Source organism: Bacillus sp. T3 (assembly GCF_033449965.1).
Lineage (GTDB): Bacteria > Bacillota > Bacilli > Bacillales > Cytobacillaceae > Bacillus_BU.
In genome coordinates this window covers 3,667,000-3,684,990 of record NZ_CP137761.1, presented here as the reverse complement: position 1 = coordinate 3,684,990, position 17,991 = coordinate 3,667,000, and the positions used below count along the sequence as shown (strand labels likewise).

General features: G+C 37.5%; 18 protein-coding genes and 3 pseudogenes. 14 read left to right on the top strand and 7 right to left on the bottom strand.

What is annotated here, in order from left to right; translation table 11 throughout:
• Positions 1 to 60: 60 nt before the first annotated feature.
• Positions 61 to 831 carry a Cof-type HAD-IIB family hydrolase gene (locus tag RGF10_RS18810; RefSeq protein ID WP_318504959.1) on the top strand — a complete coding sequence of 257 codons (771 nt, stop codon included), beginning with the start codon at positions 61 to 63 and terminating at the stop codon, positions 829 to 831.
• A 48-nt stretch (positions 832 to 879) separates the two neighbouring features.
• On the opposite strand, the gene def is transcribed toward RGF10_RS18810, so the two are convergent.
• Complete coding sequence (def, locus tag RGF10_RS18805; RefSeq protein WP_318504958.1) at positions 880 to 1,434, bottom strand: peptide deformylase; 555 nt, start codon at positions 1,432 to 1,434, stop codon at positions 880 to 882.
• Positions 1,435 to 1,587: 153 nt separating this feature from the next.
• The gene (locus RGF10_RS18800; protein WP_318504957.1) at positions 1,588 to 1,722 is read right to left on the bottom strand and encodes a YjcZ family sporulation protein; all 135 of its coding nucleotides are present in this window, start codon (positions 1,720 to 1,722) and stop codon (positions 1,588 to 1,590) included.
• A gap of 203 nt (positions 1,723 to 1,925) precedes the next feature.
• On the opposite strand from RGF10_RS18800, the pseudogene RGF10_RS18790 reads away from it, so the two are divergent.
• From RGF10_RS18790 to lpdA, 5 genes and pseudogenes are all read left to right on the top strand, one after another.
• Positions 1,926 to 2,590 (top strand): annotated as a pseudogene (locus tag RGF10_RS18790) (YkyA family protein).
• 501 nt (positions 2,591 to 3,091) lie between these two features.
• Positions 3,092 to 4,204, top strand: a complete 1,113-nt coding sequence (gene pdhA / locus RGF10_RS18785) for a pyruvate dehydrogenase (acetyl-transferring) E1 component subunit alpha (RefSeq protein ID WP_318504954.1) — start codon at positions 3,092 to 3,094, stop codon at positions 4,202 to 4,204.
• Between the two features lie 3 nt (positions 4,205 to 4,207).
• A pseudogene (locus RGF10_RS18780) lies at positions 4,208 to 5,186 on the top strand (alpha-ketoacid dehydrogenase subunit beta).
• Positions 5,187 to 5,296: 110 nt separating this feature from the next.
• Positions 5,297 to 6,610 carry a dihydrolipoamide acetyltransferase family protein gene (locus tag RGF10_RS18775; RefSeq protein ID WP_318504953.1) on the top strand — a complete coding sequence of 438 codons (1,314 nt, stop codon included), beginning with the start codon at positions 5,297 to 5,299 and terminating at the stop codon, positions 6,608 to 6,610.
• 3 nt (positions 6,611 to 6,613) lie between these two features.
• Entirely contained in the window at positions 6,614 to 8,023 is a 1,410-nt protein-coding gene (gene lpdA / locus RGF10_RS18770; protein ID WP_318504952.1) for a dihydrolipoyl dehydrogenase, read from the top strand.
• 42 nt (positions 8,024 to 8,065) lie between these two features.
• Here the strand turns inward: lpdA and RGF10_RS18765 are convergent, their stop codons facing one another.
• The gene (locus RGF10_RS18765) at positions 8,066 to 8,572 is read right to left on the bottom strand and encodes a small peptidoglycan-associated lipoprotein (RefSeq protein WP_318504951.1); all 507 of its coding nucleotides are present in this window, start codon (positions 8,570 to 8,572) and stop codon (positions 8,066 to 8,068) included.
• A gap of 84 nt (positions 8,573 to 8,656) precedes the next feature.
• On the opposite strand from RGF10_RS18765, the gene RGF10_RS18760 reads away from it, so the two are divergent.
• Positions 8,657 to 8,905: a hypothetical protein gene (locus RGF10_RS18760; protein ID WP_318504950.1), complete on the top strand. Its 249-nt coding sequence runs from the start codon at positions 8,657 to 8,659 to the stop codon at positions 8,903 to 8,905.
• A 120-nt stretch (positions 8,906 to 9,025) separates the two neighbouring features.
• Here RGF10_RS18760 and RGF10_RS18755 read toward each other — a convergent pair whose 3' ends face one another.
• A complete protein-coding gene (locus tag RGF10_RS18755) occupies positions 9,026 to 9,460 on the bottom strand; it encodes a DUF1885 family protein (protein WP_318504949.1) in 435 nt (144 codons plus the stop codon).
• Between the two features lie 175 nt (positions 9,461 to 9,635).
• Here RGF10_RS18755 and RGF10_RS18750 point away from each other — a divergent pair, with 175 nt between their 5' ends.
• Positions 9,636 to 9,935, top strand: coding sequence for a DUF3055 domain-containing protein (locus RGF10_RS18750; protein WP_318504948.1), 300 nt, complete (start codon positions 9,636 to 9,638; stop codon positions 9,933 to 9,935).
• Between the two features lie 286 nt (positions 9,936 to 10,221).
• Positions 10,222 to 10,347 carry a GapA-binding peptide SR1P gene (locus RGF10_RS18745; protein ID WP_318504947.1) on the top strand — a complete coding sequence of 42 codons (126 nt, stop codon included), beginning with the start codon at positions 10,222 to 10,224 and terminating at the stop codon, positions 10,345 to 10,347.
• Between the two features lie 274 nt (positions 10,348 to 10,621).
• Here the strand turns inward: RGF10_RS18745 and RGF10_RS18740 are convergent, their stop codons facing one another.
• Complete coding sequence (locus RGF10_RS18740) at positions 10,622 to 12,091, bottom strand: aminotransferase class I/II-fold pyridoxal phosphate-dependent enzyme (RefSeq protein ID WP_318504946.1); 1,470 nt, start codon at positions 12,089 to 12,091, stop codon at positions 10,622 to 10,624.
• A 214-nt stretch (positions 12,092 to 12,305) separates the two neighbouring features.
• Between RGF10_RS18740 and RGF10_RS18735 the strand changes: the two are divergent.
• Positions 12,306 to 13,264: pseudogene (locus RGF10_RS18735) on the top strand (NAD(P)H-dependent flavin oxidoreductase).
• Positions 13,265 to 13,301: 37 nt separating this feature from the next.
• Positions 13,302 to 13,571: a UPF0223 family protein gene (locus RGF10_RS18730; protein WP_318504945.1), complete on the top strand. Its 270-nt coding sequence runs from the start codon at positions 13,302 to 13,304 to the stop codon at positions 13,569 to 13,571.
• 93 nt (positions 13,572 to 13,664) lie between these two features.
• Here the strand turns inward: RGF10_RS18730 and RGF10_RS18725 are convergent, their stop codons facing one another.
• On the bottom strand, positions 13,665 to 14,294 hold the full coding sequence (locus tag RGF10_RS18725; RefSeq protein ID WP_318504944.1) for a YktB family protein: 630 nt from the start codon (positions 14,292 to 14,294) through the stop codon (positions 13,665 to 13,667).
• Positions 14,295 to 14,492: 198 nt separating this feature from the next.
• Here RGF10_RS18725 and RGF10_RS18720 point away from each other — a divergent pair, with 198 nt between their 5' ends.
• Both RGF10_RS18720 and RGF10_RS18715 read left to right on the top strand, forming a co-directional pair.
• On the top strand, positions 14,493 to 14,687 hold the full coding sequence (locus tag RGF10_RS18720) for a hypothetical protein (protein ID WP_318509572.1): 195 nt from the start codon (positions 14,493 to 14,495) through the stop codon (positions 14,685 to 14,687).
• A gap of 250 nt (positions 14,688 to 14,937) precedes the next feature.
• Entirely contained in the window at positions 14,938 to 15,738 is an 801-nt protein-coding gene (locus RGF10_RS18715) for an inositol monophosphatase family protein (RefSeq protein ID WP_318504943.1), read from the top strand.
• Between the two features lie 48 nt (positions 15,739 to 15,786).
• On the opposite strand, the gene RGF10_RS18710 is transcribed toward RGF10_RS18715, so the two are convergent.
• A complete protein-coding gene (locus tag RGF10_RS18710) occupies positions 15,787 to 15,966 on the bottom strand; it encodes a DUF5325 family protein (RefSeq protein ID WP_318504942.1) in 180 nt (59 codons plus the stop codon).
• A gap of 159 nt (positions 15,967 to 16,125) precedes the next feature.
• Between RGF10_RS18710 and typA the strand changes: the two genes are divergently transcribed.
• Complete coding sequence (gene typA, locus RGF10_RS18705) at positions 16,126 to 17,970, top strand: translational GTPase TypA (protein ID WP_318504941.1); 1,845 nt, start codon at positions 16,126 to 16,128, stop codon at positions 17,968 to 17,970.
• Positions 17,971 to 17,991 lie beyond the last annotated feature (21 nt).

Here is a 17,991-nt window from a genome sequence, read left to right as displayed (position 1 = left end):
ACTTTTCATTGTACATTAACAAATGAGTTGAGCTTGAGTTGAAAAGGAGTTTATTAATATATGAGTAAAATTGTATTTTTTGATATTGATGGAACATTATTGGACCACGATAAGAAATTGCCGATGAAAACGAAGATGGCAATTCAACAACTGAAACAAAATGGAGTGTTTGTGGCTATTGCTACAGGTCGTGCGCCATTTATGTTTGAAGGCTTGCGGAAAGAATTAGATGTGGATTCTTTTGTTGGGTATAACGGTCAGTATGTCGTTTTTGAGAATGAGGTAGTTTACACGAATCCATTGAATCATAACGAAATTGTGCGATTGGATCAGGAGTCAAAACGAAATGGCCACCCATTAGTATTTATGGATGAAAATACGATGAAATCAAGCGTAGCTCATCATATGTATATTGAGGAAAGTATGGGAAGTCTAAAGTTTGTTCATCCTGAGCAGGATTCTTCTTTTTATTATAATAAAGAGATTCTTCAAGTCATGATATTTATGGAAGAAAAGGATGAAAATTTGTACAATGGACTCTATCCTGATTTTAAACTAGTACGTTGGCACCCCTATTCGGTCGATGTCATGCCATTAGGCGGTTCAAAAGCTGAAGGGATCCAACAATTAGTCAAGCGTTTAGGATTTAAAATGGAAGATGTCTATGCGTTTGGAGATGGATTAAATGATCTTGAAATGCTTGAGACTGTTGGAACGGGTGTCGCGATGGGGAATGCTGTTAATGAATTGAAAGAAAAAGCAAAATTTATTACTAAAGATGTTGCAGAAGATGGAATTTGGCATGGCTTAAAGGAATTAGAGTTAATTTAACAAAAAACAAGCCGGTAATCGCAGATTATCGGCTCTTTTTTGACTAAATTATCGTTCAATTTCAATCGCGTTTTCTGGTCGGTGATAAGGGTCTTGTTTATTAATATGATCATAAAACATGATCCCATTAAGATGGTCGATTTCGTGTTGAAATACGATCGAGGGAAGTCCTTTTAATCTCAATTTAAGTTCGTTTCCGTTTATGTCGGTTGCTTTAACCGTAATTCGCGCGAATCTAGGCACAAATCCAGGGAAGTTTTCGTCAACTGATAGGCAGCCTTCTCCAGAGGACAAATAGGAACGCTCTACAGAATGACTGATGATTTTTGGATTGAATAGAGCATAACTATGTAGCTCTCCCTTTTCGTCCTTAACATGGATAGCAATCATTTTTTTCAAAACGTTAATCTGAGGGGCGGCAAGTCCAATGCCAGGTCGTAGTCCATATTTTGCAGCAAGCTCAGGATTTTGGCTGTTTTGAACAAATTCCATTAAACTTAAAAGTATTTGTTTGTCTTCCTCAGATGCGGGTAGGGGAACATCGTCAGCTACTTTTCGTAAGTTTGGATGACCGTCCCTTATGATATCCTCCATGGTTAGCATATGATTAAACACTCCTAAAATTTTTTCCTTACAAACTATGTTAGTAGTCTAACAAAGAATAACGAAAAAGTTAATAAATATACAAAGCACTAGCTCAAAATAAAGCAAAAAAAGAGGAGAATCCTCTCCTCTTATAGATTCCATTGCAATTAATTAGCAAAACGCGCTGCCAACGATGATTAAAAGAATAAAGAGGACAACAATTAACGCAAAGCATCCTCCGAAACCTACACCGCCATATGCTGGGTAACAACAACCACCATACCCATATCCGCCGTATCCAAACATAAGGAAAACCTCCCTGATAATTATTCGTCTAGTTAGACGTTTCATTAATAAATTATGCTTATAAAGTTAATTGGTATGGGCCGCTGCCTAACATTGATAGAAACACATCTTAGGTGGAGTTAACTATTCATTTCAATACAGGGTAAGCTATTGTAAAAAATAAGGACAATCGATATCATTAATAATGGAATAGGTTAGGGGGCATGGATGTGTTGAGCAAACGGAAAACACTATTAGTTTTACTTCTAAGTTTCTTTGTATTTTCGTTAACCGGTTGTAACGAACAAGCACCAGAAGAGAGAATGTATACGGTAATGGAATCGGCTGTAAAGCAAGAAAAAGGATTCGAGGAGCAGCAACAGCCATTAGCAAAGCTTGAAAAAAAGAACAAGAATTGTATAAGCAAATGATTTCTTTACGAAACAAGGAAAATGAACAAGTCGTTAAGCTAGCCGACGAAGCGTTAGCTCTCGTATCTAAAAGAAAAGATCATATTGTAAAAGAACAAGAAAGCATGCAGTCTTCTAAAAAGAAATTTGAAGACATTACCCCATTAATTTCTGAACTTAAGGATGAGGAATTAAAAAAACAAGCTATTGAATTGAATAAAACGATGAAAAAAAGGTATGAAATACATAATATCTTATGCAAACAATATTTAATGGGGATTCAATATGACACTGAACTATACGAGCAATTGAAAGCGAAGGAAACATCTTTAGAGAAATTAGCTGAACAAGTTACAAAAATTAACGAAACATATGATAAGGTCTTAAAAACAAATGATGAATTCAATGCTCAAACGGAAAAATACAATAAAGAGAAACTAGAATTTTATAAAAAGGCTAATCTTAACGTTTCTGAATAGATAGGAAGAAGAATCGACAAAAACGGTCGGTTCTTTTTTATTACAGGAGAAGAATTTAGGTTAGTGCTTACACGAAAATGTAAGCGGATCCTATTTGAATCCAATCATTCGTCTTACGTAATTATATAAAAAAACTTTGGTAGGATAACAACATTCTCAACTTATTTATAACACAAAACAAAATTTGGATGTGTTTGTAACACAGATTTATAAAAAGTTGTAGTACAGTATGGAAATAAAAAATGTGACTAAAATGTGAAAAACCTAAGACAATATGATTGACTTGGGTATTTTGTGTGGTGTAAACTGAAAAACGTAGAGATTGATTGTATTAGTTCTTATGAAATAATTAGTAGTACAGGTTTATGTTGTTCTTGTCATTATTTCAAGTTTCTCTTTTATTTCCAAATGGTTATCTAATCAACAAAAAGTTTGGATATCCTAATTATGATATGGCTTAATTTACTTTATTTCCCTTAATGAAAGGATGAGGTGGCATTTATGGCATCGAAAATGAAAACACAATTAGATGTGAAACAGCAACTCAAGGTCGTTGAGGAGCAGTTCCAAACTTTACAAATATTAAATGAAGAAGGCGAAATTGTTAACGAAGCAGCAATGCCGGAGTTAACGGATGAACAACTTCAGGAATTAATGTCTAGAATGGTTTATACAAGAATCTTAGACCAGCGCTCTATTTCTTTAAATCGACAAGGACGATTAGGATTCTATGCCCCGACTGCTGGACAGGAAGCTTCTCAATTAGCAACTCAATTTGCGTTAGAAAAGGAAGACTTTATCTTACCTGGGTACCGTGATGTTCCGCAGATTGTATGGCATGGTTTACCTTTATACCAAGCTTTCCTTTGGTCACGTGGTCATTTCGAGGGAATGAACATCCCTGAAGGTGTAAACGTGCTTCATCCACAAATTATTATTGGTGCGCAATATGTGCAAGCAGCTGGTGTAGCGCTTGGCATGAAGAAACGTGGAGCAAAATCGGTAGCGATTACGTATACAGGCGACGGTGGTACTTCTCAAGGTGACTTCTATGAAGGTTTAAACTTTGCCGGTGCTTACAATGCTCCTGCTATCTTCGTAGTTCAAAATAACCGTTTTGCAATTTCTACACCGGTTGATAAGCAATCTGCTTCGAAAACATTAGCTCAAAAAGCTGTTGCGGCAGGTATCCCTGGTATTCAAGTTGATGGTATGGATCCATTAGCTGTTTATGCAGCAACTCGCCAAGCGCGTGAACGTGCTATAAATGGTGAAGGCCCGACCTTGATTGAAACCCTAACGTATCGTTATGGTCCACATACAATGGCTGGTGATGATCCAACTCGCTATCGTACAACTGATTTAGACAATGAGTGGGAGAAAAAAGATCCACTTGTTCGTTTCCGTAAATTCCTTGAAAAGAAAGGTATTTGGAGCGAAGAAAAAGAAAGCGAAGTTATCGAAAGAGCGAAAGAAGATATTAAAGAGGCAATTAAGAAAGCAGATGCTGCACCTAAACAAAAGGTTACGGATCTTATTTCGCTAACTTATTCAGATATGCCATATAACCTAAAAGAACAATTTGAAATTTACAAAGCAAAGGAGTCGAAGTAAGCCATGGCGCAAATGACAATGATTCAAGCAATTACTGATGCATTGCGTACAGAATTGCAGAATGATCCGAACGTATTAATATTCGGTGAGGACGTTGGGGTAAACGGTGGGGTATTCCGTGCAACCGAAGGTCTTCAAAAAGAATTCGGAGAAGACCGTGTATTTGATACACCTCTTGCTGAATCAGGAATCGGTGGTCTAGCTGTTGGTCTTTCTTTACAAGGATACCGTCCGGTTCCGGAAATCCAATTCTTTGGTTTTGTCTTTGAAGTAATGGATTCTATTTGTGGTCAATTAGCTCGTATGCGTTTCCGTTCAGGGGGAAGATACAATTCTCCAGTTACCATTCGTTCACCATTCGGTGGCGGGGTGCACACGCCTGATATGCATGCTGATAGCTTAGAAGGAATGATGGCCCAACATCCAGGGGATTAAAGTGGTTATTCCTTCAACTCCATATGATGCAAAGGGACTTCTAATTTCATCAATCCGTGATAACGATACCGTTGTTTTCCTTGAGCATATGAAATTATACCGTTCATTTCGACAAGAGGTTCCTGAAGAGGAATATACAATTCCATTAGGAAAAGCTGATGTGAAACGTGAAGGAACTGATATTTCAATCATCACTTATGGGGCTATGGTTCATGAGTCACTAAAAGCAGCTGAAGAGCTAGCTAAAGAAGGTAATTCAGCTGAAGTTATTGATTTGCGAACAGTAAGCCCGCTTGATATAGACACAATTATTGCTTCTGTTGAAAAAACAGGTCGTGCCATTGTTGTTCAAGAAGCACAAAAACAGGCTGGCATCGCGGCAAGTGTTGTGGCAGAAATCAATGATCGTGCGATACTTAGCCTAGAGGCACCAGTATTGCGTGTCACAGCACCAGATACAATCTTCCCGTTTCCACAAGCAGAAGCTGTATGGCTTCCAAACTATAAAGATGTAATTGAAACAGCTAAAAAAGTATTATCATTTTAATCATGGAGGGATGATTGTTGGTATGGTCGGAATAACCAGCAATCCCCTTGTATTTTGCTATCGTTAAAAACGAAAAATGATGAAGAATGTAATTAGGAGGGTGATATCTAGTGGCATTTCAATTTAAATTGCCTGATATCGGCGAAGGTATTCATGAAGGCGAAATCGTAAAATGGTTTGTTAAACCTGGAGATAAGGTTCAAGAGGACGATGTATTATGTGAAGTCCAAAATGATAAGGCTGTAGTGGAAATTCCTTCACCAGTTGCAGGAACGGTTGAAGAAGTTTTAGTCGAAGAAGGTACTGTTGCAACGGTAGGTCAAGTATTGGTGACTTTCGATGCACCAGGATATGAGGATATGAAATTTAAAGGTGATGAAGAAGAGGAAGCTCCTAAACAAGAGGAGAAAGTCGATGTACAAGCGGCGCCAGCTACTCCACCAGTAGCAGGAACCCAAGCGCCTGCTGCCACACAGCAACAAACAGAAGCAGATCCGAATCGTCGTATCATTGCTATGCCTTCAGTACGTAAATATGCACGTGATAAAGGTGTAGATATTCGTGTAATAAGCGGTTCTGGCAAAAATGGCCGAATCGTTAAAAATGATATTGATGCATTCCTAGCTGGTGGAACGACTGCAGTAGCTATAGTTGAAGAGCAACCGACAGCGAATGAAGCAGCAGCTGAAAAAGCGACAGCACCAGCTATCCCTCAGGGGCAATATCCTGAAACGCGTGAAAAAATGAGTGGTATTAGAAAAGCTATTGCCAAGGCAATGGTGAATTCTAAGCATACAGCTCCCCACGTTACATTGATGGATGAAGTTGATGTAACCAAGCTTGTAGCAAATCGCAAGAAATTTAAAGACGTTGCTGCTCAAAAAGGGATCAAACTTACCTTCCTTCCATATGTTGTGAAGGCTTTAACAAGTGCTTTACGTGAATTCCCAGCACTAAATACATCAATCGATGATTCAACAAGTGAAATCATTCATAAACATTATTACAATATTGGGATTGCAGCAGACACTGAAAAAGGTCTTCTTGTTCCAGTTGTAAAAGAGGCTGATCGCAAATCAATCTTTACAATTTCTAATGAAATTAATGAATTGGCTACAAAAGCTCGAGATGGTAAATTAGCTCCTGATGAAATGAAGGGTGCTTCTTGTACGATTACAAATATTGGATCTGCCGGTGGTCAGTGGTTTACTCCTGTTATAAATCATCCAGAAGTAGCAATCCTTGGAATTGGTCGCATTGCTGATAAACCAATTGTAAGAAATGGTGAAATCGTGGCAGCACCTGTATTAGCACTATCTTTAAGTTTTGATCACAGAATTATTGATGGAGCAACTGCTCAGAATGCCCTAAATCATATTAAAAGATTATTGAACGATCCAGAACTATTGTTAATGGAGGCGTAAAAAATGGTAGTTGGAGATTTTCCGATTGAAACAGATACTATTGTCATTGGTGCAGGACCTGGGGGATATGTAGCCGCAATTCGTGCTGCCCAGCTCGGACAGAAAGTGACAATTGTGGAAAAAGGTGAACTAGGTGGAGTATGTTTAAACGTTGGTTGTATTCCATCTAAAGCTTTAATTGCAGCAGGTCACAAATATGAAACAGCTAAGCATTCAGAGGCGATTGGAATTACGGCTGAAAATGTTAAAGTTGATTTTACAAAGGTACAAGCATGGAAGGCTGGTGTAGTAAAAAAACTTACTGGTGGAGTCGAAGGATTATTAAAAAACAACAAGGTTCAAATCGTTCGCGGTGAAGCGTACTTTGTTGATACGAATACACTGCGTGTGATGGATGAAAATTCTGCTCAAACCTACACGTTTAAAAATGCAATCATCGCAACAGGTTCTCGTCCAATTGAACTTCCAGCTTTTAAATATTCAAAACGCGTACTTGATTCAACGGGCGCATTAGCATTAACGGAAATCCCTAATAAATTGGTTGTCATTGGTGGGGGGTATATTGGTACTGAGCTTGGTGGAGCCTATGCGAACTTTGGTACGCAGGTTACCATTTTAGAAGGTACAGATGAAATCTTAAATGGTTTTGAAAAACAAATGTCAGCAATAGTTAAAAAGAATTTAAAGAAAAAAGGCGCAGATATTATCACCAAGGCATTGGCTAAAGGTGTTGAAGAAACAGAAACAAATGTTACAGTTAAATATGAAGTAAATGGTGAAGAAAAATCGATTGAAGCTGATTATGTATTTGTCATGGTTGGTCGTCGTCCAAACTCGGACGAAATGGGCTTAGAACAAATTGGTGTTCAGCTTACTGACCGAGGAGTAGTGCAAATAGATAAACAATGTCGCACAAGCGTAAGCAATATTTATGGTATTGGTGATGTTGTTCCTGGACCACCGTTAGCTCATAAAGCATCCTATGAGGGGAAGATTGCGGCAGAAGCGATTGCTGGTCTAAACTCAGAAATTGATTATCTTGGCATTCCGGCAGTTGTCTTTTCTGACCCTGAACTTGCTTCTGTTGGATATACTGAACAACAAGCAAAAGATGAAGGTATCGACGTAATCGCTGCGAAATTCCCATTTGCTGCGAACGGCCGTGCCCTAGCGTTGGATGCTACAGATGGTTTCTTAAAGCTAATTACTCGTAGAGAGGATGGTCTTGTGATTGGAGCACAAATTGCAGGTCCAAGTGCATCTGATATGATCGCTGAATTAGGTTTAGCGATTGAAGCAGGTATGACGGCAGAAGATTTAGCAATGACAATCCATGCTCATCCAACTCTTGGTGAAATTACGATGGAAGCTGCTGAAGTTGCTTTAGGTCATCCAATTCATATTGTTAAGTAATCATAAGAAAATCCTTTTCGTTATAATCGAAAAGGATTTTCTTTATTGTTCATTGTTATTTTTAACAATTTCACTAGATAGAATTTCTGAAATAGGTTGTATAATTTGTTCTTTTGAGACTTGTCCGCTAATCCTGATCATTACCTTGTCATTGTATATGACAAGCAGAGCAGGACATGCATTAATATGAAAGGATTGAAAATATGGTTTTGCATTCGTTGGCGATATGACAAGCATATTTCTTATTTCATCCGGAAATTCTCTTTTTAATTCTATTAACGCATCATAGTATGCTGCTTCCTCGGAATAGTCTTGATCATTTGAGAAAAATATAATTTGTTTTACATTATGGGGAAGCTGAATTTTTTCATCTTTTGAATTACTGCAACTAGTTATCACCAACAATGATGCAAGTAACAACGGCAAACCTTTCATTTCACGGGCAGCCTCACTTTTTTTATTTTTTAAAAAATAAAAATATTCACACTTGACTGATTGACTAAGTAGTCCTATTTTATCACAGCGTAAAATAAAAATTTGGCTTGTCATGTAAATGTTACATAAATGAAAAATATCTATAAGCTATCAATCATATAATGATGAAAAGGGATTTTGCATAGGCAGGTAATGAGAATGAAAGGATATGTTGTCATATTATTACAATTAATGATCTGGAGTGGTTATTCTGTCATTGAATGGTTATCCAAGCATGATCAGCCACTATACAATGGATTAATGTTTCTTATCTTTATATATATTGCGTTTTTAGTAGGGAATTCACTTCTAAAATCGGCAAAAAAGACTTTGCTGATGACTGTTTTTAGTTTATTAATTTATTTGTCCGTCCAACTTTCCTTATCCTTTATTCAGGCGAAATTTTAATTTGAATACAAAAGAAAAGACGACCTTATCAATAGTCGTCAATGTTTTTTTAACCCTTAACTGGTTCCTATCGGGAACACAAGCCTCAAAGCTCACCCATATGTATCGTTGTATTCAATTCTATTTTCTAGGATAGTGGTACATTACTCTCCCATTGAATAATTGGAGTTCACCTTGTAGCTTTTTCGAAAGAAATTTGCAAAATTCATTTGCTTTTCCTTTGTCACCTGTAGTCGCTTTTTCTGGTAAAGTCACTTGGATATAGGTTTGTTCCTTTTCTGTTCCATCCTCGTTTTGGACAACTTCTTTATCAATTCCAAGTAAAATGGCATAATAGCGGTCTTGGGTTGAAGATAGGTAAAACCATTTTCCTTGGCTGCTTTCATGTTCCTTTATCTCGTAAGGAAAAGCGGATCCGTTATAATTCCAATCAAGCTGATCTCCAGTTTTAGCCGTAATCTCTTTGTAGTATTCAAAGTAAGCTTTTAGTTCTGCTGTTGTAATATCTTGCTTTGCTGAAGCAGGAACAAGTTTAATAAAAGCGTTTTTTGCCATATTCCATCCCCCGATTTCTATATTAAACTTTTGTCTTATCTATTATAACATGTGGTGTTTATATTTTACGAAAGTGATGACAATCCTAGTTGTTTTTGGGAATAAATATCCATTGCCAAACTATTTTACTTGAGTTATAATAAAATTCTAAATATTCAAAAAAAGGAGGTAATTTATGGAGCTCTTTGGAAAGCTTTATGATGAATCAGAGAAAGTAAAAGTTAGGTTTATTGGATTTACCACAGAATCCACCCGCTATGATTTTGGGATTGTCTACACAAATCTATTTTTTGGTAAGCCTCTCGTCGTCTGTATGCAAACAGGCCGCTCTGCTCTCCTCGACCATAAGGATCTTGAAGATTCTGAATACCTAAAGTCCGCTTTTAATATTACTGATGATCAACAGGCTGCTGATTTAATTGAATTTTTCCAAGGTGCAATACCTGGAATTCCATTTGAACCGCAGTACGATTAAATGTGTATAAACAGACCTCTTATAGGTCTGTTTTTTTAATATAGTATAACTAGGGAGTTTTCAGGGGATATGCCTGTAATTAACTCTCGTTTTTAATGTGCCATACTAATGGGTAAGTACTATCTTTATTACAATAAACGTTTCCATAAATTACATATAAAATTTTTAATGTGTTATACAAATTAGGCTTGAAAAACAAAAAGTGTTATATTATTATGTAATTAAGAAACAAATTACAACCGCTTTCAAAAGAGCGGACTAATAACCGAAGGGTAGGGAATCCATAGTGGGAACAATCGTTTGTCAATCTTGTGATATGACTATTGATCAGTTTGAAGATGAAAAAGTAACGGTCCTCTATGCTAAATGCCAGTGTTGTAACGACGATAAACAAGAAAAAACTGAACATTAATTTTTCATATAAAAAGCATGCATAGGCATGCTTTTTCCTTTTTATTTAAGGCTATGTTAAAGAACGGTGTTGATTTTTGAGCATTCTGTTGATTGGAGCGGAAGGTGCGAGACTCCTGCGGGAGCAGCGGAACAGGTGAGACCCCACAGGCGCTATGCGCCGAGGAGGCTCACCGCCCGCCCCGCGGAAAGGGAGCACCTGTAGCGGAAATCAACAGACAAATTTAACACAGCCTTATTTAAAAACAAAAAAGACTCCCAAATAGGGAATCTTCTTATTTAAAAGCACGATGTTCTTCAATGACACGAATATATTTCAATTCATCATCTTCTGCACCTTGAACAGGTAAGCCTACTTCAAGGTTTTTTTGAATGTACTTAATGTTTTCTTCTGTGATAATTTCACCAGGGATAAAGATTGGAATCCCAGGTGGATAAACCATAACGAATTCTGCAATAATTCGTCCAACAGACTCTTCAATCGGAATAGATTCAGTATCTGCATAGAAGGCATCTCTAGGTGTTAATGACAATACAGGGATATCAGGAAGAAGCACTTTCGTATGGATTGTTTCCCCTGAATGTTGAAATTCTCTTGATAGATGCTGGAGTGCTTTGATGAGAATTTCTGCTTCCGTTTCAGTATCTCCAGGGGTCACGATACAAAGGATGTTGTATAGGTCGGACATTTCAACTTCAACATTGTAGTTCTCGCGAAGCCATTTTTCCACAGCGTATCCAGTAATACCTAAATCCTTAACTGAAATAATTAGCTTGGTTGGATCGAAATCATAAGCTGCCTTTGAATTCAGAATTTCCTCGCCTACACATAGAATATTTTCAATTTGATTTACTCTACTTCGAATAGATTGAGCTAAGTTAATCGTCTTCTCAACTAAAACCGTTCCTTCTGTCGCTAGTCTTTTTCTAGCAACATCTAATGAGGCTAGTAAAAGATAAGAAGTGGAAGTAGTTGTTAACATACTCAAAATTGACTGGACTCTCTTAGCTGAAACAAGCCCTTCGCGCATATTTAAAATCGAGCTTTGAGTCATTGAACCACCAAGCTTGTGAACGCTAGTTGCTGCCATATCAGCTCCCGCCTGCATGGCTGATAATGGTAAATCATCGTGAAAATGAATATGAACTCCATGTGCTTCATCAACTAAAACAGGAATGTTATAAGAATGTGCTATATCAACAATCTTTTTTAAATCTGCAGCGATTCCAAAATAGGTAGGATTAATCACGAGTAAACCTTTAGAATCTGGATGGCGTTCTAATGCGTGCTCCACAGCTTCCGTTGTAATACCATGGGAAATCCCTAACTGTTCATCTATTTCAGGATGAATGAAAATTGGTATAGCACCAGAAAATACAATGGCTGACATGACCGATTTATGAACGTTTCTCGGTACAATTATTTTATCCCCAGGTCCACACACGGACATAATCATGGCGATAATGGCACCGCTTGTTCCTTGTACTGAAAAGAATGTATGATCTGCTCCAAATGCTTCTGCAGCTAAATCTTGTGCTTGTTTAATAATCCCTTTTGGTGAGTGTAGATCATCCAAAGGACCAATATTGATTAAATCAATTGAAAGTGCATTGTCCCCAATAAAATTACGGAAAGTAGGATCAATTCCTGCTCCTTTTTTATGTCCTGGGATATGAAACTGGACAGGATTTTTTTGGGCATGCCGAATGAGCCCGTCAAATAACGGTGTTTCGTATTGAGACAACTTTTTCTCACACCTCTTTACTAAATGATGTTGATGCAAAATTAATTTTAAAACACATGAAATTATAGCATTATTCATTCTTCTTGCATAGTGATTATGCGAAATGATTAAAGATGTTTTCTTGCCCCAATCTTTTATATTCTTTGAAAAAAACAGGATTCTAACACGTGAATCGAGAACATTTAAAGATAATCTGTTTGGGAGTGTGAAAATAATGAATTTTAAAACGAGAATTACAGACTTATTGAATATTAAATATCCCATCATACAGGGGGGGTTAGCGTATCTTGCCTATTCAGAACTAGCTGCGGCTGTGTCCAATGCAGGTGGGTTAGGACAAATTACAGCGATGTCTTTAGATACACCAGAACAGCTACGAGTTGAAATCAAAAAGGTTAGAGAATTAACAGATAAACCATTTGGTGTTAATTATGCGATTGGTCAGCACGGAAGACCATTTTCTCATATGCTTGAGGTAGCAATTGAAGAAGATGTACCAGTTATTTCGATGACAGGCGGGAACCCGGCGCCCATTTTTGAACAATTAAAGGGCACCAATATAAAAAAATTAGTTCTTGTTGCGGCAAAACGGCAAGCCCAGAAAGCAGAGGAATTAGGGGCTGATGCTGTCATGGTTGTTGGCCAAGAAGGGGAGGACATCTTGGACGTGACGATATAGGTACACTTGTCTTAATTCCACAGGTTGTTGATTCAGTTAGTATACCTGTTATTGCTTCTGGAGGGATAGGGGATGGAAGAGGACTCCTCGCGGCCCTTGCGCTCGGTGCAGAAGGAGTTGAAATGGGGACAAGATTTATTGCAACCAAGGAATGTGTACATGCCTCAGAGGTATATAAAGATGCTCTTGTCAATAGTAGTGAAAATGATACAGTCGTAATTAAACGCTCGATCGGTGCTCCTGCAAGGGCTTTAGCAAATAGCTGGACTGATAAAATAATAGAATTAGAAAAAAAATCCGTTGGTTATGAGGGATTAAAGGATTACATTAGCGGTAGCTCAAACATGAAATATATATATGAAGGAAAAATGGATGAGGGCTTTGGATGGGCTGGTCAGGTGACTGGACTTATAAAGGATGTTCCAACTGTTGAAGAACTGATCCAACGAATGGTCAGTGATGCTGAAAACATCACAAGAAAATGGATAAAATAAAACAAAGTCAATCAAGAAGACCTAAGGAGGTAAGAGGATGGAATATCAATATCCGATCGATCTGGATTGGTCAACAGAAGAAATTGTAGATGTGATTAAATTTTTTGAATGTGTAGAGAAGGGATATGAATCTGGTGTAAACCGCGAGGAGCTTTTAGAAGTTTATCGACGGTTTAAAGAAATTGTACCTGGGAAAGCGCAGGAAAAAAAGATCTTCGACGAGTTTGAAGAGACAAGCGGTTATTCTTCTTATTTAATTATGAAAAAAAGTAAAGAATCTAATGGCATGAAAACGATCAAAATGTAATAGGATGTATATAAGCCACAAGGATCTGAATCAACTTTTTTCAACAGTTTTAATCTTGTTGATGTGGGCTTTTTGCAGATCCTTGTGGAGAAATTAATGTGCTGCACTCAATTTGTATAATGGTGAGAGTGTTTCAAAGACAAACTGAATTTGCTTAAGTAAAGCCTCTGAGTTCATTTCCACTGCAATCGATCGGGGGATTTGATATCCGCACAGAATCTCCGCTTTTTTAACAGTGTTGAGGCGCTCAAGTAAAGTCTTTAGCTCAGCCTGTCCGAGCTGTTTGTGGCCAATTACTTCAGGTTTCATATGGTCTTTTGACCAAACAAAATCAGCTGGGATCGTACGATTGATTTGCTCAATATTGGTGATGAAGTTTTTACTGATTTCTTCTTTGTAGGGGCACTCGTAAATCACTGCAAACCAAATAAAGAGATGAGATTCCCAAAGTCCGATTTGGAAATGCGGTAGCATTTTATAGCCCCGGGCATTATTAGCAAAGGCAACCCATGTATCTTTTGGAGGGTTTTTTGTTCTCCTGGCATGTTTCGCGACATGTGCAAACATTTCTTGGCCTGTTAGGGCAGTCAAGCTTGGGGCGAAGTAGCTTCCTAACTCATCAAGTTTTGGCCTCACCGTGTGGATAAGTGCCTCCATTCGCTGCTCTAAACCTTCAATTTTGAAAAGATCAAAATCCTCATTAGTAAAACCTGAAAACGTCATGAACGAACCTCCTGCAGAATTTGTAAAACATTGTAGCATACCTATGAGCTAAGATGAAATTTGATGCTTGATGGAGGAAAATATTTTAGTTGATAGGTTTCAGCACAAATTTGTTGCATCTACTGAGAATACCTCATATGATAATATTAAAAATAATCAGAAAATTAAATCAAATCAAATTGAAGGGAGATTATGCTTTTGAAACAATTAGTAAATTCAAATCGAAAAAAGTCAATCGTTAACGAGAGAGCTGCTGTCCTAAGATTGGAATTAGATTATGAACTTGCAACCCTTTTTGAAGCAATGGGTGAGCAGAATGATGCAAAAAAGAAAGATTGTAAACAAAAGCTTGAAAGAATTAGAACAGAACTCATCAGACTTAAAGTACTATAATTGATGAAAGTTCTGTAAGACACCAAAGGAGTTTAGAAGAAAAAAATGGATGTCAAATTAAACTTAATAAAGGTTTCATAATAACGAACTCCAAACACAAAAATGGGGTTCGTTTATTATTTTTATATAAAAGTACAAGCAAACAGCAAGATTTTCGGAAGCGGTATTGTTTGAAAGGGATGGGAATGAAATAGTATAATCTAACCAACTAACAACAATTGGTAAATTTGCCCGATAGGGAGGAATCAAAATGGCGACATGGCAAGAAATCGATACATATGCGAAGAAATGGATAAAAGAAGCTGGTGAAAAAATACGAGCATCTTTTTCGGAAACGTTGAATGTTCAAACGAAATCAAATCCAAATGATCTTGTTACAAATATGGATAAAGAAACTGAGCAATTTTTTATTGAAAAAATAAAAACGACATTTCCCGCTCATTCGGTATTTGGGGAAGAAGGTTTAGGAGATCGGCCTGAAGAATTATCCGGCATTGTTTGGATTATTGATCCGATCGATGGCACGATGAATTTTGTCCACCAGCAACGGAATTTTGCCATTTCTATCGGGATTTACGAACAAGGAATAGGTCAAATCGGTTTAATTTATGATGTTGTCCATGATGAGCTTTATCATGCAATGAAAGGCAATGGAGCATATTTAAACGATCTTAAGCTAGCAGAATTAGAAAGTGTTGAGGTTAAGGAGGCAATTATCGGGATTAATGCATCATGGATCACGGAAAATAAGCGTATTGATTCTGAGTATTTGGCAAGACTTGTAAAGGATGCTCGTGGAACGCGATCTTTAGGATCTGCTGCCTTAGAGATTTCATATGTTGTTTCTGGCAGGGTTGATGCTTATATCTCATTAAGACTTTCACCATGGGATTTTGCTGGTGGTAAGGTTCTTTTAGAAGAAGTTGGTGGGATAGCGACAACCTTACGTGGAGAACCATTGAATCTAACGGGAGAGAATACAGTATTCGTGTCAAAGCCTGGACTTCACCAGGAAGTGTTAAAAAAGTATTTAGCGGACGGAAAATGGTAATAGAAACCAAAAAAATCCCTGAAACAGGGATTTTTTTGGTATACTGCCTTAATGCTGACTTAGTAATTTCTTTTTAAACGAAAAACCAAGACCAAACGCGCCAACTGTTGCAATTATGCATGCGATGATGCCGATGATGCTTCTTTCAGCTACAGCAATTCCAATACCGGCAATACATGCCGCTGCAATTATTGCAAATAATAAAAATAACCATTTAATTTGTTTCATTCGTCCTACCCCTTTGTTAAAAATAATTATAAAAACCCATCCAACCAATATATTTTTTATTGTACTATAAAATGATTATTAGTTTCTATTCATTTGTGTTATAATATTTTAGTTATTCATTACAAAGGGCGTTTAGGAAAATTATGAGGAGTGAATTTTTTGAAGTTAAGAGAAGATATTCGAAATATAGCCATTATTGCTCACGTTGACCATGGGAAAACAACCCTAGTTGATCAGCTTTTAAAACAAGCGGGGACTTTCCGTTCAAATGAGCATGTTGAAGAAAGAGCCATGGATTCTAATGACCTCGAGAGAGAACGTGGAATTACGATTTTAGCGAAAAATACTGCCATTCAATATAAAGACACAAAAATTAATATTCTTGATACACCAGGACACGCTGACTTCGGAGGAGAAGTTGAGCGGATTATGAAAATGGTGGATGGTGTATTACTCGTTGTTGATGCCTATGAGGGTTGTATGCCACAAACACGTTTTGTATTGAAAAAAGCGTTGGAACAAAATTTAACACCAATCGTTGTTGTAAACAAAATTGACCGTGACTTTGCTAGACCTGAAGAAGTCATTGATGAAGTATTAGATTTGTTTATTGAATTAGAAGCAAACGAGGAACAACTTGAGTTTCCGGTTATATATGCTTCAGCAATTAATGGAACAGCAAGTGTTGATCCAGATCCTGCTAAGCAAGATGAAAACATGCAGTCATTATATGATGCGATTGTTGAGCATATTCCTGCTCCAGTTAATAATAGTGACGAACCTTTACAATTCCAAGTCGCACTTTTAGATTATAATGATTATGTGGGAAGAATTGGAATCGGTCGTGTTTTCCGTGGAACGATTAATGTAGGTCAACAAGTTGCCCTTATGAAACTCGATGGGACTGTAAAACAATTCCGTGTTACGAAAATGTTTGGTTTCTTTGGATTAAAGCGTCAAGAGATTCAAGAAGCACAAGCAGGAGACTTAATTGCATTATCTGGAATGGAAGACATCAATGTTGGTGAAACGGTTTGTCCGACAGAACACCAAGAGGCACTCCCAGTTCTTCGTATTGATGAACCAACTTTACAAATGACGTTTGTTGTTAACAATAGCCCATTTGCAGGTAGAGAAGGGAAATTCATTACCTCAAGAAAAATTGAAGAAAGACTTCGTGCACAATTACAAACAGACGTGAGCCTTCGTGTTGAAAACACTGACTCTCCTGATGCTTGGATTGTTTCTGGACGTGGCGAGCTTCACCTTTCAATTTTAATTGAAAACATGCGTCGTGAAGGTTATGAGCTACAAGTATCAAAACCTGAAGTAATCGTTCGAGATATTGACGGTGTGCGTTGTGAGCCAATCGAGCGCGTTCAAATTGATGTTCCAGAAGAGCATACTGGTGCTGTAATGGAATCAATCGGAGCTCGTAAGGGTGAGATGCTTGATATGATTAATAATGGAACTGGTCAAGTACGTTTAATCTTTAATGTTCCTGCACGTGGATTAATTGGCTACACAACAGAGTTCTTAACGTTAACTCGTGGTTATGGCATCATTAACCATACGTTTGATAGCTATCAGCCAATGCAACCAGGTCAAGTTGGTGGAAGACGCCAAGGTGTACTCGTTTCAATGGAATCTGGAAAAGCATCAACTTACGGTATTATGCAAGTAGAAGACCGCGGTACAATCTTTGTTGAACCAGGTACTGAAATTTATGAAGGCATGATTGTCGGCGAGCATACTAGAGAAAACGATATTACAGTGAACATCGTTAAAGTAAAACATGCAACAAATATTCGCTCAGCAAACAAAGATCAAACATCAGTTATTAAAAAACCAAGAATTATGACACTCGAGGAATCATTAGAATATTTAAATGATGACGAGTATTGTGAAGTAACACCTGAATCAATTCGTTTACGTAAGAAGATTCTTGATAAGAATGAGCGTGAAAAAGCAGCGAAGAAAAAGAAAGTTGCTGAATTAAGCTAAGTTTAGTGGGGGAGTGACCGG

Excerpts from the sequence above, each read along its gene's own strand:
- RGF10_RS18810 (WP_318504959.1), top strand. The coding sequence starts at position 61 with ATGAGTAAAATTGTATTTTTTGATATTGATGGAACATTATTGGACCAC.
- def (WP_318504958.1), bottom strand. The coding sequence starts at position 1,434 with ATGCTAACCATGGAGGATATCATAAGGGACGGTCATCCAAACTTACGA.
- RGF10_RS18800 (WP_318504957.1), bottom strand. The coding sequence starts at position 1,722 with ATGTTTGGATACGGCGGATATGGGTATGGTGGTTGTTGTTACCCAGCA.
- pdhA (WP_318504954.1), top strand. The coding sequence starts at position 3,092 with ATGGCATCGAAAATGAAAACACAATTAGATGTGAAACAGCAACTCAAG.
- lpdA (WP_318504952.1), top strand. The coding sequence starts at position 6,614 with ATGGTAGTTGGAGATTTTCCGATTGAAACAGATACTATTGTCATTGGT.
- RGF10_RS18765 (WP_318504951.1), bottom strand. The coding sequence starts at position 8,572 with ATGACAAGCCAAATTTTTATTTTACGCTGTGATAAAATAGGACTACTT.
- RGF10_RS18760 (WP_318504950.1), top strand. The coding sequence starts at position 8,657 with ATGAAAGGATATGTTGTCATATTATTACAATTAATGATCTGGAGTGGT.
- RGF10_RS18755 (WP_318504949.1), bottom strand. The coding sequence starts at position 9,460 with ATGGCAAAAAACGCTTTTATTAAACTTGTTCCTGCTTCAGCAAAGCAA.
- RGF10_RS18750 (WP_318504948.1), top strand. The coding sequence starts at position 9,636 with ATGGAGCTCTTTGGAAAGCTTTATGATGAATCAGAGAAAGTAAAAGTT.
- RGF10_RS18730 (WP_318504945.1), top strand. The coding sequence starts at position 13,302 with ATGGAATATCAATATCCGATCGATCTGGATTGGTCAACAGAAGAAATT.
- RGF10_RS18725 (WP_318504944.1), bottom strand. The coding sequence starts at position 14,294 with ATGACGTTTTCAGGTTTTACTAATGAGGATTTTGATCTTTTCAAAATT.
- RGF10_RS18715 (WP_318504943.1), top strand. The coding sequence starts at position 14,938 with ATGGCGACATGGCAAGAAATCGATACATATGCGAAGAAATGGATAAAA.
- RGF10_RS18710 (WP_318504942.1), bottom strand. The coding sequence starts at position 15,966 with ATGAAACAAATTAAATGGTTATTTTTATTATTTGCAATAATTGCAGCG.